We start from the raw sequence: 22,724 nt of genomic DNA on the forward strand, positions 1-22,724 counted from the left end.
AGGGTGATTAGGGTGATCAGGGTGTCCTCGATGCGTTCGGGGCGGAAGGTGATGGCGGATCAGGCGCGGCGCCGGGGGCGGGAGAGGCGTCGGCTCATGGCGCGTCCCGGCCGTACGGGAGCGTGATCCCTGGCGCGAGCGCCGGTGGCGCGTACCCACGCGCCGCAGTGTGCGCGTACGCGCCGCCGGAACCCGGCCGACTCCTTGCCGGCCCCCGGCCGAGGCTTTGCCCGGCTTCCCGGCCGGCCCCGCCACCGGCCGGCCCCGCCACAGGTGCTCCCTGGCCGGCGCCCTCGGACCCCGGCCCCCTCCCCGGCCGACGCCCTCAGCGCGCGGCCGCCGCGATGATCTCGTCGGCCGCGCGCTGCCCGCTCGCCACGCAGTCGGCGACGCCCACCCCGTCGTACGCCGCGCCGCACAGCCGCAGCCCCGGCAGCGCGGACAGCCCGTTGCGGACCCGCGTCACGCGCGCCGGGTGCCCGACCGCGTAGTGCGGCAGCCCGCCGATCCACCGGGTCACATCGGTCGCCACCGGCCGCGCGGTCAGCCCGGTGGCCTCGCCCAGGTCACGCAGCGCGGCGCTCACCAGGTCGGCGTCGTCCAGGTAGAGGACGTCCTCCTGGCCGTAGCGGCCGATGGACGTCCGCAGCACGAACAGGTCCTTGGCCCGCTCCGACAGCCAGTCCCACTTGCCGGTCAGGAACGTGGACGCCTTGATGGTGTGCCCGTCCCCGAGTGGCACCAGGAAGCCGCACCGCCCGTCGAACGCCGTCAGCCCCTCCAGGTGCGAGCGCCGGAACGCCATCGTGACGAGGGCCATCGACGCGTAGGCGACCTCGGACAGTTCGGCCGCCGCGAACGGCGCCTCGGCGGCGAGCAGGGTGGCCGCCGTCCAGGCCGGCGTGGCCAGGACCAGACCGTCGCACAGCAGGGTGCGGGCGGCGGTGCGTACCTCCCAGCCGTACGGGCCACGGGTCAGCGCCAGGGCCGGGGTGTTGCGCAGGATCTCGCCGCCGGCGGCGCGTACGGCATCGGCCACGGCGCCCGCCAGGGTGCCCGCGCCCCCGTCCAGGCCCAGATAGTCGGGGCCGCCGCGGGACAGGTCCGGGACCGTGCGGGCACGGCCGGGCGCACCGGAGGACGGACCCGCGGACCACGGATCGCAGCCCGCGCCCGGCCCCGGCCGGGTGAACCCGGAGCGCGGACGGGGCACGAGCGGCCCGGTGCGCGGCCGGCCCGCGGCTCCCGGCCTGCCGCTGGTCCCCGGCCGGTCGGCCAGGCGCCGCTGCTCGGCGATCCGCCGTTCCTCCACGAGCCGCCGCCGCTCCGCCGCCTGCCGCTCCTCGGCGAGGCGCCGCTGCTGCTCGGCCGTCCGCCGCCGCACCTTCCGTACGCCGGTGAGCAGCGCGCCGTCGTGCCGCGCCGCCTCGAAGAGCTGCGGTACGGCGGCGCGCAGGGACACCTCGTACGTGTCGGCCGTGCGGGCCCGGCCGAGGACGTCCCGCCCGCGGCAGCTCGGGATCGGCCGCAGCGCGCCCCGCCTCCACAGTGCGGCGTCCGTCGTGGCCGGGACCCGCAGCCGGTCACCGAGACCGACCTCCCGCGCCAGGTCGACCGCTTCCGGCCGGGGCACCCGCAGGGCCTCGGCGCCGAGATCGACCGGTGTCCCGGCGATGTCGCCCGAGCGCAGCTTGCCGCCGAGCCGGCCGGTGGACTCCAGCAGTGTCACCCGCAGGCCGGCGCCGGTGAGCCGGTGGGCGGCGGCGAGCCCGGCGATGCCGCCGCCGATGACGACGATGTGCCGCGCGAGCACCGGGCCGGACACGGCGGGGCCGCCGGACGCGGCGGCCGGACCGGTCGCGGGCCCTCGCCCGGGGCCCGGCCCCGTGGGGGAGCCGGTACGTACGGCGGGCACGGTCGTCGGCACGCTCATGAGTCGGCTCCTTCGAACGAGGTACGCGCGGTCGTCGACCGGCCGTCTCCGGCACCCCGGGACCGGGACACCACGGTGGGCCCGCCCGCCGCCGGATCACCGGCCGCGGCCCCGGGGCGGGACGGCGGGCGCAGGATGTCGGAGAGCGGATCGTGGCGGATGTCCTGCGGCGGCACCCCCGCGGCAGTCAGCCGCGACACGGTCGTACCGACCACCGCCGTCGGCCCGCTGACGTACGCGAGGTGGCCCGACCAGTCGCCGTGCTGCGCCACGGCGTCGGCCACCGCCTCGGCCAGCGCGTCGTAACCGTACGCGTCCGCCTCGAAGGCGCCGCCGGTCTCCGGCCGCCGCCCGATCACCGGCGTCACGCGCAGCCAGGGCCGCCCTCGCTCCAGCTCCGACGGCGCCCCCGCGTCGTACAGGTCGGCGAAGCTGTGCGCACCGAGGAACAGCCGTACGCTGCGGTGGCCGCGGCGCGTGGACAGCTCCTCCAGGAGCGCCTTCACCGGCGCCCAGCCGGTGTCGGCCGCCACCAGGACCAGGTCGCTCGCCAGCTCGTCGTCCAGCGTCATCGACCCGCGCGGCGGGCCGACCCGCAGTGTGTCACCGGCCCGGGTGTGCGCCACCAGGGCCTCGCTCACCCCGCCCGTGCAGGTCTGCCGTACGTGGAACTCCAGCTCGCCGTCGGTCCGGGGCGCGCAGGCGATCGAGTACTGCCGCCACGCCTGCGGCAGCCGCGGCGACTCCAGCGCCGCGAACTGCCCCGCCCGGTACGGGTACGGCCCGTGCGGCCGCACCCGCAGCACGGCGAGATCCGGGCGCCGGCGCTCGTGCGCGGTCACCGTGGCCTGCCAGTACGGCGGTTCGGTCAGCGCCGCCTCGGCGCCGCTGACCATGGCGGCGACGGCGAACCGCAGCATCCGCACCCACGCCTGCTCCACCGCCTCGGCCCAGCGCGGCCCCGCCGTACGGCGCAGCGCCTCGCACAGCGCCGCCTCGAACGCCTCGAAGTGCACCGGACGCACCCCGAGCTTGCGGTGGTCGCGGCCGAGCCGCCCGAAGACCTCCGCGACGTCGTCCGGCCGGTGCAGGTTCTCGATCAAGTACCAGAAGGCGCGCGCCAGATGGGCGCGCTGGAACTCCATGGACTCCGGGAAGAGCGACCGCAGGTAGGGCCACCGCCGGAACATCGCGTCGTAGAGATGGGTGATCAGCTCGCCGAAGGGCGTCACGAGTTCCAGGTACTCGGTGATCACCCGCTGGTCGGCGGCACCGTCGTAGGCGTCGGAGCCCGACGCCGCCGCGTACGCTCCCGCGGACCCGGACACGTTCCCGGACGGGATCGCGGAGCCGCCGGACGGACCGCCGTAGACCGGGCGGCCCTGGGCGGCGTCCTCGCGCTCGGGACGCGGCGAGAGGATGCTGCGGCGCAGCCGCATGGCCTCGTGCCGGGCGAGCAGGGCGTGGTAATCGTCGTTGCCGGTACTCATGAACGGACGACCGGGTGCGTGGCGGCGGCACCGGCGACGGCGGCCCGCGGGGCCGGGCGGGCCGCGGAGCCCGGGCAGGACGGGACGAGGGGGAATACCGGGAGGGCCGGAACGGCTCGGAGCGCTCTGACCGTGAGGGCGTACGACGCGAGGCGTGGCATGAGCGGACCTCCTGAAGGGGATGGGGCGCGTCAGTATGGCACCAGGCAAAGATGCCCAAACGGCCCTATTCCCCCGGGACTTTCGGCCCTCGCCGCCGGTCCGCGCCCGGGTGTGTGATGCCCTCGAACCCCTTTGCGCGCACCGCGCACCGCTCGCGCGCGTCCCCGACGCGCGCGGAAAACCGGGTGTCAGGCGGCGGCCTGGGCACCGGAGTCGGGCGGCCGCCGACCGGACCGCTCTGCCCGACCGCCGCACCACGGACCGGTACACCTGCCCGCCCGGCCGACAGATCGAGAGCCGAATGAACCAGCACACCGGACCCACCGGCCCCGCCGCACCGGACGCACCGCCCCTGCGCGTCTTCATCCTCGACGACCACGAGGTGGTCCGCCGGGGCGTGCGTGACCTCCTCGACGCGGAGGACGGCATCGAGGTCGTGGGGGAGGCGTCCAGCGGCCCCGAGGCGCTGGCCCGGGTGCCCGCCGTGCGCCCGCAGGTGGCGGTGCTCGACGTACGGCTGGGGGAGCGGGGCGAGCCGTCGGGCGGCGACCACGAGGGCATCGAGGTGTGCCGCGAACTGCGCGCCCGCATGCCCGAACTGGCCTGCCTGATGCTGACCTCCTTCGACGACGACGAGGCCCTCTTCGACGCCATCATGGCGGGCGCGGCGGGGTACGTCCTCAAGCAGATCAACGGGTCGGACCTGGTCAACGCCGTACGGACGGTGGCGGCCGGAAAATCGATGCTGGACCCGCGCACGGCGTCCCGCGTGATGGCACGGCTGCGCGCCCCGCACCAGCCCGAGGCGTCCCCGCAGTCCGAACTGGACCGGCTGGCGCCCCGGGAGCGCGAGATCCTGGAACTGATCGGCGAGGGCCTGACCAACCGGGAGATCGCGGACCGGCTCTTCCTCGCGGAGAAGACGGTCAAGAACCGCATCTCCACGATCCTGTCCAAGCTGGGCGTCGGCCGACGGGTGCAGGCCGCGGTGATCGCGGGGCGGATACGGGGGCAGCAGGAGCAGCGGCGGGGTGGGTGGTAGGGGGTCGGTGGCCGGTGGTAATCCGGGGGCTGGGGGCCCGGGGTGGCCATGGGCGGGGCGGAGTGGCGCGCCCCTGGGGCCGTACCTCGACGGGTTGCGGTGGCGGTGCTCGTCCACCTGGGGGCGCCTGATGTGCTGACCGGCACAGCTCACCTGGTTGGGTGCTCGCGTGTCGGACGGCATTACCACCTGACGGGCGCGCGTGTGTCGGACGGCATCCCCCTCCCGGCGGTTCCTACGTGCCGAACGGCACCGTGCTCCGCCGCCGGCTCCGTCGCCGGTAATGCTTCCGCTTCCCGTTCCGGTTCCGCTGCCGGTTCCGGGGCCGGTAGGCGGCTTCGAACAGGGACCGTCGGCGAGCGGCCCGGCCCGCCCGGCCCTATGGCGGCGGCTGCGTCGCGAACGACCCTGGTGAGGCCGGGAAGAGCCGGTCTCTCCCCCGTTGCTGAGGCTCTTCCCGGCCAGTCGAAGTCATGCGCCAGAGGTGAAGGACACAGCCCGGTGGACGGATCGGATACACGTACGCAGTCAGACCCCGGAGCGCGGGCAGGAACCGGCGCCCCGGCCGGGCCCGCCACCGGCCCGGACACCCATCGGAATCCGGACGGGCACGAGGGCGCGGCCGACGCGAACGGAACCGGCACCGGCCCGTCGTCCACCTCCGCCGCCGAACCGCCGCCCGCCGTGCTCGGCCCCCGCCCGGTCCGGCGGCGCATCCCGGTGGAGTGGCTGACCACCACCGACCACAAGAAGATCGGGACGCTCTACCTCGTCACCGCCTTCGTCTTCTTCCTGGTGGGCGGCCTGATGGCGCTGCTGATGCGGGCCGAACTCGCCCGTCCCGGCACCCAGATCATGTCGAACGAGCAGTTCAACCAGGCGTTCACGATGCACGGCTCGGTGATGCTGCTCCTCTTCGCCATGCCGCTGTTCACCGGCTTCGCGAACTGGCTGATGCCGCTTCAGATCGGCGCTCCGGACGTGGCCTTCCCGCGACTGAACATGCTCGCCTACTGGCTGTTCCTGTTCGGTTCGCTGATCGCTGCGGCCGGCTTCCTCACCCCGCAGGGCGCCGCCGACTTCGGCTGGTTCGCGTACGCGCCGCTGTCGGACGCCGTGCACTCGCCCGGCGTCGGCGCCGACATGTGGATCATGGGCGTGGCGCTCTCCGGATTCGGCTCGATCCTGGGCGCCGTCAACTTCATCACCACCATCATCTGCATGCGCGCCCCCGGCATGACGATGTTCCGGATGCCGATCTTCACGTGGAACGTGCTGCTGACCGCGCTGCTGATCCTGATGGTCTTCCCCGTACTGGCCGCGGCGCTGTTCGCCCTCGAAATGGACCGCAAATTCGGTTCGCACATCTTCGACGCGGCCAACGGCGGCGCGCTGCTGTGGCAGCACCTTTTCTGGTTCTTCGGGCACCCCGAGGTGTACGTACTCGCACTGCCGTTCTTCGGCATCGTCTCCGAAGTCATCCCGGTCTTCTCCCGGAAACCGATGTTCGGCTACATCGGTCTCATCGCCGCGACCATTTCCATCGCCGGTCTTTCCGTCACGGTCTGGGCCCACCACATGTACGTGACCGGAGGGGTGCTCCTGCCCTTCTTCGCCTTCATGACCTTCCTCATCGCCGTACCGACCGGAGTGAAGTTCTTCAACTGGATCGGCACCATGTGGAAGGGTTCCCTCTCCTTCGAGGCCCCGATGCTCTGGGCCACCGGCTTCCTCGTCACCTTCGTCTTCGGCGGCCTGACCGGCGTCATCCTGGCCTCCCCGCCGATGGACTTCCACGTCTCCGACACCTATTTCGTCGTCGCGCACTTCCACTACACGCTCTTCGGCACGGTGGTGTACGCGATGTTCGCCGGATTCCATTTCTGGTGGCCCAAGTTCACCGGAAAGATGCTCGACGAACGCCTCGGCAAAATCACCTTCTGGACCCTCACCGTCGGCTTCAACCTCACCTTCCTCGTCCAGCACTGGCTGGGCGCGGCAGGAATGCCCAGGCGGTACGCGGACTATCTCGCCGCCGACGGATTCACCACCCTCAACACCCTCTCCTCCATCGGCTCGTTCCTGCTCGGCCTGTCCTTCCTGCCCTTCTTCTACAACGTCTGGAAGACCGCCAAATACGGCAAGAAGGTCACCGTCCATGACCCCTGGGGCTACAGCCGCTCCCTGGAATGGGCCACCTCCTGCCCGCCGCCCCGCCACAACTTCACCTCACTGCCGCGCATCCGCAGCGAATCCCCGGCCTTCGACCTCCACCACCCGGAAGTCGCCGCCCTGGAATCCCCCCGCACCTGACACCCCCGGCCCACGGCCGCGAAGGCCCGCCGCCGACGCAGCCGTGGGCCTACCGCTGACCAGACCACCCGGGAGGACCCGGCCACGAGTCCTCTCCCTCAAGCTCCACCCACTTCTCCCCGCCACCCACTTCTCCCCATCACCCACTTCTCCCCGAGGGAGGAACCCCGTGTCCCACGCCACCCTCGCCCTCGGCGCCACCGCGCTCTTCGCCGCCGGCTGCGTCTGGTACCTCCCCGCGGCCGCGGCCCTGCGCGCCGGCGCCGACCGGCCGTACTCGCACCGCATCACCGCCGCGTCCTGCGTCACCTTCTGGTGCACCCCCGCGCTCGTCGCCGCCCTCCTGCTGACCCCGGCCCCGTGGCCCGTGCTCGGCGCCGTCACGGCCGCCGGACTGCTGACGGCCGCGGCCCTCCTGGCCGTCTCCCGCCTGCAACGCTCCCGCGAACAGCACGAGGAGACCCAGCGCTGGTCAACCCTCCACCAGGGCCACCCCGACGCCCTCTCACCCGCCCCGCCTCACAACCCGAACCGCGCCCAACTGGCCTTTCTCCTCTACCTCTTACCCGGTAACATTGTCGCCTCCGTCATCGCCACCACCGTCCTGCTGACGGCGGAGAGCCTGACCCGGCAGAGCGCCATCACCGCGACCATGACCGCCATCGGTATCTCCGCAGCCTCCCTGGCCCTGGCCCTGGCAAGCGCCCGCCCCCAAACCATCCGCCGCACCAACCCCAATCCCGCACGGCAGCAACCCCACCACCCGTTCTGAGGTCCCGGGTAGCCGTACGTCCCCAGCAGGGCGGGGCCAGAGCGTGACGGCCTGACCGTGGCCGTTCAGGCGGTCAGGCTCTTGCGGCGGACCCGGAGGGAGTACGTGGTGCCCTCGGGTCCGCTGCTGCTGCCCCACCCGACCGAGGTGGCCACAGCCCAGCCCTTCTGCTCTCGCATCTGCGCGGCGAACACGTCGAGGCTCTGGATCTCGCACCCGCAGGCCAGTGAGACCTCGATACCGACGTACGGGCTGCGAGGATTCTGCTCGCCGCTCGACTCGGCCCACCGGACCTGGTGCACATGCTCGGCCGGCCCTGTCCGCTGCACATCGTGCTTGATGCCGTGGGCCTTGGCGTACTCGTCCAGATCGTCGATCGCGAACAGGTGGCTGGACCACTCCCCGGGCCACACCGCGTACAACCTGGACTCGCCGGCCACGGCCCTCTCGTACGTCGCCCGGTCTGTGCCGTGGGTGACACGGCCGTCCCTGTGGATCTCGATGTAGCAGGTGGTCCGTGCGGTGTAGGGGAAGTCCCGTCCCGCCGCGGCAGCACTTCGCGGTTCCATCGCACGCCCTCCCGTTTCACCCCGGTCCGGACTGGAGCGGGAGAAGCAATACTCGCAGGGGCCGGGGCGGGCTCTGCGTACGCTCCCGGGCAGCCCCAGAAGCCCGCTCGCGCCCTGATCATCTGCCGGGTGTCCCGAAGCGGCCCTACGCCCCATCCGACAGGTCCCGCACAGGAACTCGATGCCGGCGGGGTGACGTGCCTCGTGGTCAGGGCGTTAAGGGAGCGTGTCGCCGGACTGACCGGGAGTCTCACGCGTCGTCATGCCCGGAGGGCAACGGGCCGACGCTCAGATCCTCGGCGTGCGGCCAGATACCCAGGGCCAGTGTGGCGAGATATGCGCCCCGAGTGCGGATTCGATGCTCGTCCCAGGTGGCCGCCCAGTCGCCGATGCCGGCGTTCGGGGGAGCGCTGAGCAGGGTGCCGTGGGTGAGGCGTAGCAGGCTGTGCTTGCTCAGCCACTGACGCTTGGCCTCCCAGGCCATGTTGCCCAGAGTCGGGTTCAGGCGGGCGGTGACCAGGGTCAGGTTTCCGAGTGTGTGGACCAGTTCGTCGCGGTCGGACCCGTCGGACGGATCGTTCTCAAGGGGCGGCCAGTTGTCGCGCCAGCTCTGCGGCATGACGTGCTCGATGGTCAACTTCGCACCGGCCTGCTCGCCGACGGGGACGGTGAGCTGTTCGGTGTGGTCGGTACGCAGCTCGTCCTCCAGCGCTTCCAGGAGGATACGTACGCCGCGGCGGTACAGGCGGGAGTAAATCGGGTCCTGTTCCAGCGAAGCACGGAACTCGTGATCGCTTGGCCAGTGACGGTGGTGTCCCTGCATGGCCGCGAGGGCCTTGATGACGGCTTCGTCCGCGTTTTCGGGATGCCGGGCCGCGGCCGCCACCAGGTCACGGAATACGTTGTTGTAGTCGCGGTTGCTGAGATTCAGGATCGTTCGCCGAACGAGGTAACTGTCCATGGCGCGGATGGCCCGCCGCCGACGCTCCAGTGGCAGCACCGACTCGTCCAGGCCGTAGAGGAAGAGAAGCAGGGGCATCGGGGTGGAGGTCTGAAGGACTTTCATCCGATACAGGAACCGGCCCTCGACGCCGTGCAGCGGATGGTCGTCGATGAAGTCATAGATCTCGGCGTAGCGCGTCAGCTCGGCAAAGACGTCCTCCGTAGGGCCGGGGGACGCGAGCAGCCAGCGCTCGAACTCCTTGAACAGGGTGGAGGCGGTGAACTCACGCTGTGTGCGCATCGTGAGCCAGTACGTCAGAAAGACGTCCAGGCGGCTTCGCGTAATGCGGCCGGTTGTCTGTTCCGTGCGCCATTCGTCCTGGTCGAAGGGCGCCCAGTACGTCTTGTAGAGCCGGTCGACGTCCGCGCCGGCACGTTCCGCGTTGCGGAAGAGCAAATTCTTGATCAGGTCCGCGTGCTCCAGCGGTGTACCGCGGCTGTTCAGCGTTTCGAAGACGACCTGCGCGTCGTCGTGCTCTTCCAAGTCGATGATGACCAGACGTAACTGTTCCCGCAGCGCCTGCACCAGCATCCCCAGCCGCTCGCGCGGCTCGGCGCCCTCTGCCAGCCATGCGTCGATCTCCTGCTGAAAGTAGGCGACGGCTTCGGCGAGCCGTCCTCCACCTCCCTGGCCGGCCATGACGGCACGGAATTCGTCACGGTCCGCGTTGGTCGGCCAGACCTTGTAGAGATGGTCGGGATGCTGGGCGCGGTCGAACAGGTCCTCGTCGTTCTCCAGGAACTTGCTCAACAGTCGCACGGAGCGCTCGTGGTGGAGAGCCGCCGCTGACAGCCGGGCCGCGAACAGAAACAACTGCAGCGTTGTCAGGCGCTGCTGGCCGTCGATGACCTGGCGTGTCTCCAGGCTTGACGAAGGATAGGAAATGTTGTCGAAGACGACCGCTCCGAGAAAGTGTGGTGTCACCGTCTCCTCCGACGGTGCCGCCTGCTCGGCTCGCTCGACGGTGCGGCGGATGTCCTCCCACAGGGCCGACCAGTTGTCGTCCCGATTCCACACGTACGGCCTCTGGAACAGCGGCACCGTGTATCGCACGTCCCTGCCGAAGATCCGTCGCAGGTCGACCGTGTCGGCTCTCATGGATCGGGGCCCCCTCCCTCGCGCTGAGGCTATTACCGTAGCGATCTCCGCCACAGTCGATCGCTCTTTTCCGCCAACCGGCGGCAAACCACGATGCGTTGGCGGGTGGCCACCGAGTGTCCCTGCGCTGTTCCGGTCGGGAGACCGTGATCCGGGTCGCTACTTCCCGCCCCATTGCCGCCCGCCACCTCGGCCCCTCCAAGTCCGCGCGTGCTCGCCCGATCGGATTTTTCCGCTCCGCACGCGGCGACCGTCGGGTGACCCACGCGACACCTGACGCGTACCGCGGATGGACCGGACACCGGAATCCGTGGGCACGGACCAGAGCGACGGGCTGGTGTGACTCACATGACAGCGGGGGCCACCTGTTGGCCCGATTGGCGATGTGCCCTGGATCACTGGATCGCATGGCCCGAGATCTCTGTGGGCGATCACGAGAGATATCGCTGAAAGCCCGCCGGGAGGCGTGCTTCGGGTTTGGCACCCAGGCGGCTCCCCAATAGGAGCGGAAACGAGTCAGGGGCCCGACCCGCTCTCGCGGATCAGGCCCCTGACCTGGTGTTCCTTCAGTCGGGGTGGCGGGATTTGAACCCACGACCTCTTCGTCCCGAACGAAGCGCGCTGCCAAGCTGCGCCACACCCCGAAGCAACGAACTCTACTTTAGCGGACCGATCCCCATAGGTGAAATCCGGTTCTCCGGGCGTCGTGGTTGGGGCCTGACCTGGTCGATCGCGATGAGGATCAGGGCGAGGGCGTAGAAGGCGGAGCCGAAGATGAGGGTGTTCAGGGCGATGCCGGCGTAGCCGTGGAGGTCGACGTCGAGGAAGGGGTACGGGTAGCGGCCCTCGGTGCCGGGGGCGAGGAGGGCGCCGCGGATGAGGGCGAAGGGGAGGTAGAGGAAGGGGTAGGCCAGCCACTGGCCGGCGTAGCGCCAGCGGAAGCCGCGGGGGGCGGTGAGCAGGAGCCAGTCGAGGGCGGCGCCGATGGGGGTGACGGTGTGCAGGAGGTGGGTGGAGATGGTGCGAACGGTGTCGTGTTCCGGGGTGCCGGTCATCGAGAAGCTACTGGAGCCGTTGGTGAGGACCAGGTGGAAGACGAGACCGGTGATGGCTATGTAGAGGAGGACGCCGCCGCTGATCCGGGTGGAGATCGGGGGGCGGGCGGACCAGGCGCGGTAGGCGGACCAGGCGAAGAAGACGGCGACGGCGATGTTCGTCTGAACCGTGAAGTAGCTGAAGAGGCGGCCCAGGTCCGGGGTGATCGCGATGTCCAGGACGAGGCCGGTCAGCGCGGCCAGCGCGATCAGCAGGCGGAAGGCGGCGGCCAGCGGACGGCGGACCGGGGGCACGACCGCGGAGGCCGGGGTCTGGGCCGAGGCGGCCGCGGCTCCCCGGGCGTACCGGGTGGAGGCGTGCGAGGTGGCCTGGGGAGGGCGGGAGCTGGGGACGCGTGCGCTGGTCGGGTCGATCATCCCCCCACGCTAGACGGGAGTGGGGGGCGATGCGGAGCGTGTGTGCGAATTGGGGGGGGGAGGAGGTCCGTCAGTCCTGTGCCGTCAGTGTCAGCAGGGTCGCTTCCGGGGGGCAGGCGAAGCGGACCGGGGTGTAGCGGTTGGTGCCGCAGCCCGCGGAGACGTGGAGGAAGGAGGTGTGGTCGCCCGCGGTGTGGGTGGACAGGCCCTTGACCCGCTCCGTGTCGATGTCGCAGTTGGTGACCAGGGCGCCGTAGAAGGGGACGCAGAGCTGGCCGCCGTGGGTGTGGCCGGCCAGGATCAGCGGGTAGCCGTCGGCGGTGAAGGCGTCCAGGGTCCGCAGGTACGGGGCGTGCACGACGGCCAGGGAGAGGTCCGCGTCGGGCTCCGGGCCGCCGGCGACCCGTGCGTAGCGGTCCCGCTTGATGTGCGGGTCGTCCAGGCCGGTCAGCGCGATCTCGAAGCCGCCGGCCGAGCCGTCCAGCTTGAGTCGGCCGCGGGTGTTGGAGAGGTTGAGCCAGCCGGCTGTGTCGAAGGCGTCGCGCAGGTCTTCCCAGGGGTTGTGGACGGCGCCGACGGCGGGCGGGTTGCCGTTCAGGCCGTGCCGCTTCTGGGACTTCTCGATCAGGTAACGGGCAGGATTGCGCAGCTTCGGGCCGTAGTAGTCGTTGGAGCCGAAGACGTACGCACCCGGGAACTCCATGAGCGGGCCGAGCGCGTCCAGCACCTCCGGGACGCCCTCGGGGTCGGAGAGGTTGTCGCCCGTGTTGACGACGAAGTCGGGACGCAGCCCGGCCAGCGACTGGAGCCAGCGCTGCTTCTTGCGCTGGCCGCTGACCATGTGGATGTCGGAGACCTGGAGGACGCGCAACGGCCGCATCCCTGGCGGCAATACGGGCACGGTGACCCGGCGCAGTCTGAAGGAGCGGACTTCGAATCCGGCGGCGTAGGCCAGGCCCGCCGCACCGACCGCGGCGATGGACAGGGGGACTCCGTAACGGGCGCGCATGGTTCCCATCGTGGCAGAGGGAGCGGGGGTAAGGCCCATCGGTGTACCGGGCGGGACGGGGCCGGGAGGGGGTACGGCCGGCCGTGGGCCCGCCCATCGGTACGCCACCGCCCGCCCACCGGTACGTCGCACCCGCCCACCGGTACGTAATGGTGGCGCGCCGGACGCCGCGTGCGGGCATACTCGACGTCATGACCACGCTCAAGTCGAAGCTTCAGGACGACCTCACCACGGCCATCAGGGCCCGTGACGAGCTGCGCTCTTCCACCCTCCGTCTCACCCTGACCGCCGTCCAGAAGGAGGAGGTCGCGGGCACCGAGGCGCGCGTGCTCTCGGACGCCGAGGTCGAGAAGATCGTCGCGCGGGAGGCGAAGAAGCGCCGGGAGGCATCCGAGGCGTTCGACAAGGGTGGCCGCGCCGAGCAGGCGGAGCGGGAGCGCGCGGAGGGTGAGGTGCTCGCCGAGTACCTGCCGAAGCCGCTCTCGGACGAGGAGCTGGAGAACCTCGTCGCCGAGGCCGTGGCGGAGGCGAAGGCGGGCGGTGCCGAGGGGCCGAGGGCCATGGGCGCCGTCATGAAGATCGTGAACCCGAAGATCGCGGGCCGGGCCGACGGCGGCCGGGTGGCCGCGACGGTCAAGAAGCTGCTCGCGAGCTGAGACGGGGGGCGGACAGGGGACGGACGGGGCCGGTCACCGGCCCGCCTGCCTGCCTGCTGGGCGGTCGCCCGCCACAGCCGTCCATCACAGCCGTCCGCCGCGCGCCTGCACGCCGCCCGCCGCACGGCCGCCCACCGCCCGAAAAGGGGCGCCCCCACCAAATGGAGGCGCCCCTCGGCTTTGCGGCTCACGGACCGACCGGGGTCAGCCCCCCGTCCCCGCGAAGAGCCCCGGGAAGCCGGGGATGTCCCAGCCGCCGCCCGGCTTGCCGCCGCCGTGGCCGCCTCCGCCGCCGGGCCGGCCGTGGCGGCCGCCACCGCCGCCCTTGCCGTCGCTCTTGTTCTTGCCGGAGTCGCCGAGCGGGACGGTGGGCAGCGACGGCGCCGGCTTGCCGGACAGTGCGCCCGACATCGCCTCGCGCCAGATCGGGCCCGGGGTGTCCGCGCCGTACACCTTGCTGTGGAAGGTGCCGCCGATGGTGATGTCGAACATCTGGCGCTTGTGAGCCGGGTCACCCACCCACACCGCGCCGGCCATGTTGGGGGTGTAGCCGGTGAACCAGGCCGCGTACCGGCTGTCGGTGGTGCCGGTCTTGCCCGCGCTGTCCCGGCCCTGGAGCCCGGCCTGCCGGCCCGTACCGTCCTCGACCACGCCCTTGAGCAGCGCGTTGATGGTCTTGGCGGTCTTCTGCGACATCGCCCGCCGGCAGGAGGTCTTCGGCACGTTCAGCGCCTTGCCGGAGGCGTCCGTGATGGACTCGATGGCGACCGGCGAGCAGTAGACGCCCTCGTTGGCGAACGTCGCGTACGCGTTGGCCATGGTCAGCGGGGACATCTCGGGGGAGCCCAGCGCGATGGCGGGGCTCTGCTCCAGCTTGTTGCCGTTGGCCCGCTCGACGCCCATCTTGGCGGCCATCTTGCTCACCGGGCAGATCCCGATGTCGCTGATCAACTGCACGAAGTAGGTGTTGACCGACTTCGCGGTCGCCTCCTTCATGTCGTACGGGCCGACCTCCGAGGTGTTCTCGTTCTGGGCGGTGTCACTGCCCGTCCACTGCCCCGTACAGGTGGAGACCGGGCTCGGGTACCGCATCTTGTACGGCGACGAGTACGACTGGTCCGGGCTCTTGCCCGCCTCCAGGGCCGCCGCCGCGATCACCGGCTTGAAGGTCGATCCGGGCTGGTAGCCGGCGCCGCCGCCCATCTTCTGGTCGACGGACAGGTTCATCTGGGTCTGGTTCTGACCGAAGCCATACGGGCGTGACTGGCCCATGCCCAGGATCTTTCCGGTGCCGGGCTGGATGATCGTCGCCGCGGTGGCGACCGGGTCATTGGCGTAGACCCGGCCGGTGACGGCCGACTGGATCGACTTCTGGGTCTGCGGGTCGAGCGTCGTACGGATCGTCAGGCCGCCCTGGTTCCAGCGCTTGCCGCGTTCCTTGCGGGTCTTGCCGAAGGCGGGGTCGTTCAGCAGCACCTCGCGTACGTAGTCGCAGAAGAAACCGGCGCCCGAACCGGCCGTGATGCAGCCGTTCTTGGGGCGGCTGACGTCCAGCTTGATCGGCTTCTTGGCGGCGGCGTCCGCCTCGGCCTGCGTGACGGCCTTGGTGTCGGCCATCCGCTGGAGCACGGTGTTACGGCGGAGCTGCGCCTCCTTGGGGTCGTTGACCGGGTCGTACCGGCTCGGCGACTGCACGATGCCCGCCAGCAGCGCGGACTCGTCCAGGGTCAGGTCCTTGGCGTGCTTGCTGAAGTACCGCTGCGCGGCGGCCTCGACGCCGTACGCCTGCTGCCCGAAGAAGGTGATGTTCAGGTAGTTCTGCAGGATCTTCTGCTTGCCCAGCTCCTCCTCGACCTGGATCGCGTACTTCAGCTCCTTGACCTTGCGGCCGATGGTCTGCTGAGTGGCCTGGGCGACCTTGTCCGGGTCGTTGCCGGCCTCCTCGATGAAGACGTTCTTCACGTACTGCTGCGTCAGTGTCGAGGCGCCCTCGGAGACGCCACCGGACCGCGCGTTCTTGTTGAGGGCGCGCAGGATGCCCTTCAAGTCGATCGCGCCGTGCTGGTAGAAACGCGCGTCCTCGATGGCGACGATCGCCTTCTGGACGTACGGCGACATGTCCTTGAGGTCGACCACGGTGCGGTCGCGGGAGTAGACCTTGGCGATCTCGCCGCCGTTCGCGTCGAGGATGGTGGTCCGCTGGCTCAGCGGTGGGGTCTTCAGGTTGGCGGGGATCTCGTCGAAGCCCTCGACCGAACCCTTGGCCGCGAGGCCCAGCGCGCCGGCGGCGGGGAGGGCCAGGCCCGCCAGCACCGCTCCGGCCAGCACACTGACACCCAGGAATTTAGCGGCCTGCTGGGTCTTGGTCAGACCCCCGCCGTCGCGCTTCTTGCCCATGAAGGCAGCCTAAGCCCTCGTGTACGGGGTCCCGGGGGAGCGGGGCTGGGTCGGGCCGCCCGCGTACCGGGCCGTCGGGGCCCGACCGGCCTGAAGCGGGCCGGGACGGTCGGAAGTGACAGGGGGCGGATGACAGCGGGCCGGGACGGCTGGAAGTGGCATGAGGGTGGCTGGAAGCGGCCCGGGGGCCCGAGCGGCCGCGGTGTGACCGTAGTGACGCGGGTGGCGACCGGCCGGTGCGACTTCACGATGTAGCTACGTTCTCAATCGCCGGACAGGGGCGCATCTGTTCGTTTAACCTGATCCCGTCCGGCGCGGCAGAGGGATCACACCGGTCCGTCAACCCCGCCTTCGCGCGTGGCGGGCGCCCCCCACGTCCGCTTGTGTCGCCGTACTCCCGTTGTGGCAGCGGCGGACTTTCCCGCGTCGCCGGGAGCGTGGCGTATGCCACCGGCTCACTCCGTTGGGTGATCTGCCGCGCACGCATAGTCCGTTCGGGCCATCCAAGATTGGGCCCGAAGGGGGTGTTGCGCCCTGCTCGCCTTCCGTAACGTCCTCAACTGGCAACGGTGAATATGCCGCTTGCCGCCGTGGGGGAGCCTCGATTCGGGAGAGGACGGCGCCAGCATGAGCTGGGTAACCGACTGGAGTACACAGGCAGCCTGCCGCACCACCGATCCGGACGAGCTGTTCGTTCAGGGCGCGGCCCAGAATCGGGCCAAGGCGGTCTGCACCGGATGCCCGGTGCGGACGGAGTGCCTGGCCGACGCCCTGGACAACCGCGTGGAGTTCGGAGTCTGGGGCGGCATGACCGAGCGCGAGCGGAGGGCGCTGCTGCGTCGCCGCCCGACCGTCACCTCGTGGCGCCGGCTGCTGGAGACGGCGCGTACGGAATACGAGCGCAGTACCGGCATCCTGCCCGTGGACTGTGAGGACGACGAGACGTACGAGAACACCTACGACAACGCGTACCGCAACCGCTACGACGGTACGTACGACGACTACGCCGCGGTCGGCTAGCCGACGGTAGCCGTCTGCCGTGGACCGGACGGTCCACGGGCGTATTCGGCGCGGCCCGGAGTGGGTCGAGGCGTGCGGGCTGGAGCAGGTCGGAGCGGCGTGCGTACGGGCGCGAAAGACGTACGGGCGCGACTGGCGTGCGACCGGCGCGCGGGCGGATGTGGCCCGCGTGGTCGGCTTGCGGTCCGGTGCGGTTGGTTAGGCGGCTCGGTGGGCGTTTCCGGCGCGGGACGCGGCCATACAGGCCCCGTCAGTGTGGGATTCGCCGTACAGCCCCTGTCCGTATGCGACCTGGCCGTACAGCCCTTGTCCGTAGGGACCTGCCCCCACGGTCCCAGTTCCTACGAGACCTGTTCCAACGGGACCTGTTCGTGGGGGTCCCGTTCATACGGGTGTGATCGGCGCGGGAAGAACTGGTGCCCGGCTCCTCGGCACCGGTGAGCCGGTCAGCTCGACCGGTCAGCCCTCGGCGCGCTGTGCGTCGTCATCCGCCCGTCCCCGGGCGTTTTCCTGGTCGGCGAGACGATCACCGATCATCCGCAGCCCCGCCAGGTCGTGCACGTCACCGGGCAGCGCGGCGATCTCCGCGACCGGGACCTCGGGGTGCAGCGCGGTGAAGCGGTCGCGCGTCCGCCGCTCGCGGGAGAGCACGTGCATCCGCTCGGCGTGCAAGCGCAGCAGCCCGGCGGCGAGCCGCGCCGCCGACGGGGCGTCGTCCGTTGTCCGTGGGTCCGCCGCGGCGGGGGAGGGGCCGTCGGCGGTACGAGAATCAGCCTTCCCGGCCGCTAGATCCACAATGCCGTTCCCGCCAAGATTTTCAGACCGGTCGCCGGACGGCTCCCGGGCCTCCGACACGTCCCGGTCCGTGATGTCCCGGTCCGTGAGGGCCTCCGCGGCGGCCAGCGCCCGTTCCGCGCTGAGCCGGGCGGCGCCGCTGCCGTGCACCCGGTTCAGGACGAGCCCGGCCAGCGGCATCTGCTCGGCGGCCAGCCGCTCGACGAAGTACGCGGCCTCGCGCAGCGCGTCCCGCTCCGGCGCCGCCACGACGAGGAACGCGGTGCCGGGCGCCTGGAGCAGCCGGTACGTCGCGTCCGCGCGCGTACGGAAGCCGCCGAACATGGTGTCCATGGCGGCGGCGAACGTCTGCACGTCCCGGAGCAGTTGGCCGCCCATGATCTTGCTGAGAGTGCCGGTCATCATCGACATACCGACATTGAGGAACTTCATGCCGGCCCGCCCGCCGGCCTTCGCGGGCGCCATCAGCACCCGGATGAACTTGCCGTCCAGGAAGGACCCCAGCCGCTTGGGCGCGTCCAGGAAGTCGAGCGCGGAGCGGCTGGGCGGGGTGTCGACGATGATCAGGTCCCACGCGTCGCGGGTGCGCAACTGGCCCAGCTTCTCCATGGCCATGTACTCCTGCGTGCCCGCGAAACCGGCCGACAGGGACTGGTAGAAGGGGTTCTCCAGGATGGCGCGGGCCCGTTCGGCGTCCGCGTGCGCCTCGACGATCTCGTCGAAGGTGCGCTTCATGTCCAGCATCATGGCGTGCAGCTCGCCGCCCGCGCTCTCGTCGATGCCCTTGACCCGGCGAGGGACGTTGTCCAGCTCCGAGATGCCCATCGACTGCGCCAGCCGCCGGGCCGGGTCGATGGTCAGCACGACGGCTTTGCGACCGCGCTCGGCGGCGCGTACGCCGAGAGCCGCGGCGGTCGTGGTCTTGCCGACGCCGCCGGAGCCGCAGCACACGACGATACGGGTGCGTGGGTCGTCGAGCAGCGGATCGACGTCCAGGAGGGCGGCGCGGGAGTCCAGCGCGCCGGGTTCGGGCGCCGGCGGTGCGGCGCGCCGGGACGGCGTGGCGGCGGCGTCCGGGGTGCTTGCGTCCGCGGTCATATGGGCCCCTGTTTCCGCAGGTCTCGCGCGAGCCGGTACAGCCCGGCGAGGTCCACTCCCTCGGGGAGCAGCTCCAACTCGTAGGTCGGCAGGTCGAGTCCGGTCAGCTCGGCGTGCTCGGCCCGCTCCAGGTCGACGCGCTGCGCGTGCTCGCGGGCCTCTTCGAGGAGGGGGTCGATGAGTCCGTCGGCCCACCGCACACCGGCCGCGCCACGGCGGCCGCCGCGCAGGCCCGCCTCGGCCAGCGCCTCGGCGATGCCCCGGCGCGCGCCGTTGGCGGCGATGTCGACCTCACCGGTGTCCAGCACCTCGGGCCGGGTCATGTTGATCACGACGCCGCCCACCGGCAGCCCGGCGGCGCGCAGCTCCGCGATGCCGTCCACGGTCTCCTGGACGGGCATCTCCTCCAGCAGCGTCACCAGGTGGACCGCCGTCTCCGGAGACTTCAGGACCCGCATGACGGCCTGGGCCTGATTGTGGATCGGTCCTATCTTGGCCAGGCCCGCGACCTCGTCGTTGACGTTCAGGAAGCGGGTGATGCGGCCGGTGGGCGGGGCGTCCATCACGACGGCGTCGTAGACGAACCGTCCGCGCTTGTCCTTGCGGCGCACCGCCTCGCACGCCTTGCCCGTCAGCAGGACGTCCCGCAGTCCGGGCGCGATGGTGGTGGCGAAGTCGATCGCGCCGAGCTTCTTCAGGGCCCGGCCGGCACCGCCGAGCTTGTAGAACATCTGGAGGTAGTCCAGCAGCGCCCGCTCGGCGTCGATGGCCAGGGCGTACACCTCCCCGCCCGCCCGTCTCCCCCCGCCGTCGGCGGGAGCGCTGTGCGCCGCCCCTCCTGGCCGGGGCCCCGGCGCCACCGCGATCTTGCGCTCCTCGTACGGGAGCGCCTCGGTCTCGAACACCTGGGCAATGCCCTGCCGGCCCTCGACCTCGACCAGGAGGGTACGGCGACCCTCGGTGGCCAGGGCGAGGGCGAGGGCAGCGGCGACCGTGGTCTTGCCGGTACCGCCCTTGCCGCTGACGACATGGAGCCTGCTCACGCCAAGGAGCCTAACCAGTCCGGTGGCGGGCTACGCACGGGACCGGCGACAGGTTGTGCGCCGGGGGCGCGGAACGGGCGCTGGGCGCCGGGTGCGCGGCCCGTACGGTGTCCGCGCAAGGGCGGGTACCCGCCGTCTTCCCGGGCCGCCCCGCCGCGTCCGCACACGGTGGAGGCAGGCATTACGCTCGCCCCATGACCAAGTGGGAATACGTGACCGTGCCGCTGCTCGTGCATGCGACCAAGCAGATTCTGGACACCTGGGGCGAGGACGGCTGGGAGCTGGTCCAGGTCGTGCCGGGGCCGAACAACCCCGAGCAGCTCGTGGCCTACCTGAAGCGGGAGAAGCAGGCATGAGCGCGGTGGAGGACAAGCTCGCCGAGCTGGGCCTGAAGCTGCCGCAGGTCGTGCCGCCGCTGGCGTCGTACCAGCCCGCGGTGCGCTCGGGCGCGTACGTCCACACCTCCGGCCAGTTGCCGATGGTGGACGGCGCGCTGCCGGCGACCGGCAAGGTGGGCGCCGAGGTCGGCCCCGATCGGGCCAAGGAGCTGGCCGCGATCTGCGCGCTGAACGCGCTGGCCGCCGTGAAGTCCGTCATCGGCGACCTCGACAAGATCGTCCGAGTCGTGAAGGTCGTCGGCTTCGTCGCCTCGGCCCCCGACTTCACCGGCCAGCCCGGTGTCATCAACGGCGCCAGCGAGCTGCTGGGCGAGGTCCTGGGCGACAAGGGCGTGCACGCCCGCTCCGCGGTGGGCGTGGCCGTACTGCCGATCGACGCCCCGGTCGAGGTGGAGATGCAGGTCGAGGTCGCGGACTGAGAACCGGGGCCGGACACAGGCGCTGCGTCGGGCGACCGCGTACGACCGTTGACGTCGGATGTCCGCGTACGGCCGCGGACGCCAGGCGACCGTGTGCGACTTCTCGCGGGGCGGGCCGGGAAACCGGCCCGCCCCGCCTTCGTGTACCGCCCCGGCGATCCACGCCCCCTCGAACATCCGCGCGCCAGCGCATAGCATCCGGCCATGGCGTCGACCCCCAATGGCCAGTGGTATCCGCCGGAATGGCCGGCCCGCATCAGGGCCCTCGCGCACGGCGAGCTGACCCCGGCGGCGCCCCGCCGGGCCGCGACCGTCCTGCTGCTGCGGGACACCGACGCGGGTGGCCCCGCCGTCCACATGCTGCGCAGACGCACCTCCATGGCCTTCGCCGGAGGCGCGTACGCCTATCCGGGCGGGGCCGTCGACCCGCGTGACGAGCGGCCGGTGGCCTGGGCCGGGCCCTCGCGTACGGAGTGGGCCGGGCGGCTCGGGTTCGGGGCGGGTGAGGAGGCCGCGGCGCAGGCCGTGGTCTGCGCGGCCGTCCGGGAGACCTTCGAGGAGGCGGGCGTGCTGCTCGCCGGGACCTCCGCCGGGACCGTGGTCGCGGACACCACCGGCGACGACTGGGAGGCGGACCGCGCGGCGCTGGTCGCCCACGAACTGTCCTTCGCCGACTTCCTGGACCGTCGCGGCCTGGTGCTGCGCAGCGACCTCCTGGGGGCCTGGGCCCGCTGGATCACCCCGGAGTTCGAGCCCCGCCGCTACGACACGTGGTTCTTCGTGGCCGCGCTGCCGGAAGGGCAGCGCACCAGGAACGTCTCCACGGAGGCGGACCGTACGGTGTGGACCCGCCCCGCCGAGGCCGCCGCCGGCTACGACCGCGGCGAACTGCTGATGATGCCGCCGACGATCTCCACGCTGCGCGGCCTGGAGGCGTACGGGACGGCCGCCGACGCCCTCGCGGCGGCCGACGGCCGGGACCTGACGCCGGTCCTCGCGCGGGCGGAGCTGAAGGACGGGGAGATCGTCCTGAGCTGGCCGGGGCACGAGGAGTTCACCAAGCACCTCACCCCTGTCGCGGACCCCGCGCCCCGGGGCGCCGCCGCCACTGCGACCGCACCCCCCTCCTCGACCACGCCCACGCCCACGACTACGCCCACGACCTCGACCACGCCCACGACCACGGGAGAGCCCACCGCATGACGTACGCAGCCGCCCTCCCCGGTCAGCCCCGCGGCGGGGACATCGCCGGGCCCGCCACCGACCGCGCCCGGTGCGTGCTCGCCCCGAACCCGTCCCCGATGACCCTGGACGGCACCAACACCTGGATCGTCGCCGAGCCGGACGCGGACGTGGCGGTCGTCATCGACCCGGGACCGCTGGACGAGAGCCACCTCAAGGCGGTCGTGGACGCGGCCGAGCAGGCCGGGAAGCGGATCGGCCTGACCCTGCTGACGCACGGTCACCCGGACCACGCCGAGGGCGCGGAGCGCTTCGCCGAGCTGACGGGATCCTCGGTACGGGCCCTGGACCCGGCGCTGCGCCTGGGCGACGAGGGGCTGGCGGCCGGGGACGTGATCACCACCGGCGGCCTGGAACTGCGGGTCGTACCGACCCCCGGCCACACCGCCGACTCGCTCTGCTTCCACCTCCCGGCCGACTCCGCGGTGCTGACCGGCGACACGATCCTGGGCCGCGGGACCACCGTCGTCGCGCACCCGGACGGCCGCCTGGGCGACTACCTCGACTCGCTGCGGCGGCTGCGGTCCCTGACCGTCGACGACGGCGTCACGACCGTCCTCCCCGGCCACGGGCCCGTCCTGAACGACGCGCAGGGCGCGGTCGAGTTCTACCTCGCGCACCGTGCCAACCGGCTGGCCCAGGTCGAGACGGCGGTCGAGGCCGGGCACCGGACACCCTCGGAGGTCGTCGCGAGCGTGTACGCGGACGTGGACCGCATGCTGTGGCCCGCGGCTGAACTGTCCGTACGGGCACAGTTGGACTACCTCGGGGAGCACGGGCTGATTTGAGGGCG

18 protein-coding genes and 1 tRNA gene are annotated in these 22,724 nt (G+C 71.6%); 9 read left to right on the forward strand and 10 right to left on the reverse strand.

Annotation, left to right across the window (positions count from 1 at the left end; translation table 11 throughout):
- Window positions 1-325 precede the first annotated feature (325 nt).
- Together ACH4EB_RS10455 and ACH4EB_RS10460 are read right to left on the reverse strand one after the other, a co-directional pair.
- Window positions 326-1,933, reverse strand: coding sequence for a protoporphyrinogen/coproporphyrinogen oxidase (locus ACH4EB_RS10455; protein ID WP_398346973.1), 1,608 nt, complete (start codon window positions 1,931-1,933; stop codon window positions 326-328).
- Window positions 1,930-3,423: a globin domain-containing protein gene (locus tag ACH4EB_RS10460; RefSeq protein ID WP_398346974.1), complete on the reverse strand. Its 1,494-nt coding sequence runs from the start codon at window positions 3,421-3,423 to the stop codon at window positions 1,930-1,932. Before ACH4EB_RS10460 ends, ACH4EB_RS10455 begins: the two co-directional genes overlap by 4 nt.
- A gap of 463 nt (window positions 3,424-3,886) precedes the next feature.
- Between ACH4EB_RS10460 and ACH4EB_RS10465 the strand changes: the two genes are divergently transcribed.
- The 3 genes from ACH4EB_RS10465 to ACH4EB_RS10475 all read left to right on the forward strand — a co-directional run bounded on the left by ACH4EB_RS10465 (window position 3,887) and on the right by ACH4EB_RS10475 (window position 7,712).
- Entirely contained in the window at window positions 3,887-4,627 is a 741-nt protein-coding gene (locus tag ACH4EB_RS10465; RefSeq protein ID WP_398346975.1) for a response regulator, read from the forward strand.
- Between the two features lie 501 nt (window positions 4,628-5,128).
- Window positions 5,129-6,940 (forward strand): cytochrome c oxidase subunit I, encoded by a 1,812-nt coding sequence (ctaD, locus tag ACH4EB_RS10470; RefSeq protein ID WP_398346976.1) that lies wholly within the window; start codon window positions 5,129-5,131, stop codon window positions 6,938-6,940.
- A gap of 169 nt (window positions 6,941-7,109) precedes the next feature.
- On the forward strand, window positions 7,110-7,712 hold the full coding sequence (locus tag ACH4EB_RS10475) for a hypothetical protein (RefSeq protein ID WP_398346977.1): 603 nt from the start codon (window positions 7,110-7,112) through the stop codon (window positions 7,710-7,712).
- Window positions 7,713-7,777: 65 nt separating this feature from the next.
- Here ACH4EB_RS10475 and ACH4EB_RS10480 read toward each other — a convergent pair whose 3' ends face one another.
- The 5 genes from ACH4EB_RS10480 to ACH4EB_RS10500 all read right to left on the reverse strand — a co-directional run bounded on the left by ACH4EB_RS10480 (window position 7,778) and on the right by ACH4EB_RS10500 (window position 12,863).
- Window positions 7,778-8,281, reverse strand: a complete 504-nt coding sequence (locus ACH4EB_RS10480) for a hypothetical protein (RefSeq protein WP_398346978.1) — start codon at window positions 8,279-8,281, stop codon at window positions 7,778-7,780.
- A 250-nt stretch (window positions 8,282-8,531) separates the two neighbouring features.
- On the reverse strand, window positions 8,532-10,382 hold the full coding sequence (locus tag ACH4EB_RS10485; RefSeq protein ID WP_398346979.1) for a DUF262 domain-containing protein: 1,851 nt from the start codon (window positions 10,380-10,382) through the stop codon (window positions 8,532-8,534).
- A 570-nt stretch (window positions 10,383-10,952) separates the two neighbouring features.
- Window positions 10,953-11,026: transfer RNA gene (locus ACH4EB_RS10490), tRNA-Pro, on the reverse strand.
- Between the two features lie 12 nt (window positions 11,027-11,038).
- The gene (locus ACH4EB_RS10495) at window positions 11,039-11,854 is read right to left on the reverse strand and encodes a Pr6Pr family membrane protein (protein WP_398346980.1); all 816 of its coding nucleotides are present in this window, start codon (window positions 11,852-11,854) and stop codon (window positions 11,039-11,041) included.
- A 70-nt stretch (window positions 11,855-11,924) separates the two neighbouring features.
- A complete protein-coding gene (locus ACH4EB_RS10500) occupies window positions 11,925-12,863 on the reverse strand; it encodes a metallophosphoesterase (RefSeq protein ID WP_398346981.1) in 939 nt (312 codons plus the stop codon).
- Between the two features lie 191 nt (window positions 12,864-13,054).
- Between ACH4EB_RS10500 and ACH4EB_RS10505 the strand changes: the two genes are divergently transcribed.
- Window positions 13,055-13,519, forward strand: a complete 465-nt coding sequence (locus ACH4EB_RS10505) for a GatB/YqeY domain-containing protein (protein WP_398346982.1) — start codon at window positions 13,055-13,057, stop codon at window positions 13,517-13,519.
- Window positions 13,520-13,723: 204 nt separating this feature from the next.
- Here ACH4EB_RS10505 and ACH4EB_RS10510 read toward each other — a convergent pair whose 3' ends face one another.
- A complete protein-coding gene (locus ACH4EB_RS10510) occupies window positions 13,724-15,916 on the reverse strand; it encodes a transglycosylase domain-containing protein (RefSeq protein ID WP_398346983.1) in 2,193 nt (730 codons plus the stop codon).
- 627 nt (window positions 15,917-16,543) lie between these two features.
- Here ACH4EB_RS10510 and ACH4EB_RS10515 point away from each other — a divergent pair.
- Window positions 16,544-16,936 carry a WhiB family transcriptional regulator gene (locus tag ACH4EB_RS10515; protein ID WP_398346984.1) on the forward strand — a complete coding sequence of 131 codons (393 nt, stop codon included), beginning with the start codon at window positions 16,544-16,546 and terminating at the stop codon, window positions 16,934-16,936.
- A gap of 459 nt (window positions 16,937-17,395) precedes the next feature.
- On the opposite strand, the gene ACH4EB_RS10520 is transcribed toward ACH4EB_RS10515, so the two are convergent.
- Both ACH4EB_RS10520 and ACH4EB_RS10525 read right to left on the reverse strand, forming a co-directional pair.
- Window positions 17,396-18,829, reverse strand: coding sequence for an ArsA family ATPase (locus ACH4EB_RS10520; RefSeq protein ID WP_398346985.1), 1,434 nt, complete (start codon window positions 18,827-18,829; stop codon window positions 17,396-17,398).
- Window positions 18,826-19,872 (reverse strand): ArsA-related P-loop ATPase, encoded by a 1,047-nt coding sequence (locus ACH4EB_RS10525; RefSeq protein WP_398346986.1) that lies wholly within the window; start codon window positions 19,870-19,872, stop codon window positions 18,826-18,828. Before ACH4EB_RS10525 ends, ACH4EB_RS10520 begins: the two co-directional genes overlap by 4 nt.
- 194 nt (window positions 19,873-20,066) lie before the next feature.
- Between ACH4EB_RS10525 and ACH4EB_RS10530 the strand changes: the two genes are divergently transcribed.
- The 4 genes from ACH4EB_RS10530 (at window position 20,067) to ACH4EB_RS10545 (ending at window position 22,719) form a co-directional block, all read left to right on the forward strand.
- On the forward strand, window positions 20,067-20,228 hold the full coding sequence (locus ACH4EB_RS10530) for a DUF4177 domain-containing protein (protein ID WP_003981536.1): 162 nt from the start codon (window positions 20,067-20,069) through the stop codon (window positions 20,226-20,228).
- Entirely contained in the window at window positions 20,225-20,689 is a 465-nt protein-coding gene (locus tag ACH4EB_RS10535; protein ID WP_398346987.1) for a RidA family protein, read from the forward strand. The genes ACH4EB_RS10530 and ACH4EB_RS10535 overlap by 4 nt, the downstream gene beginning before the upstream one ends.
- 204 nt (window positions 20,690-20,893) lie before the next feature.
- On the forward strand, window positions 20,894-21,892 hold the full coding sequence (locus ACH4EB_RS10540; RefSeq protein WP_398346988.1) for an NUDIX hydrolase: 999 nt from the start codon (window positions 20,894-20,896) through the stop codon (window positions 21,890-21,892).
- Window positions 21,889-22,719, forward strand: a complete 831-nt coding sequence (locus ACH4EB_RS10545) for an MBL fold metallo-hydrolase (protein WP_398346989.1) — start codon at window positions 21,889-21,891, stop codon at window positions 22,717-22,719. The genes ACH4EB_RS10540 and ACH4EB_RS10545 overlap by 4 nt, the downstream gene beginning before the upstream one ends.
- Window positions 22,720-22,724 lie beyond the last annotated feature (5 nt).

This window comes from Streptomyces sp. NPDC018045, assembly GCF_044327445.1.
Taxonomy (GTDB): Bacteria; Actinomycetota; Actinomycetes; order Streptomycetales; family Streptomycetaceae; genus Streptomyces.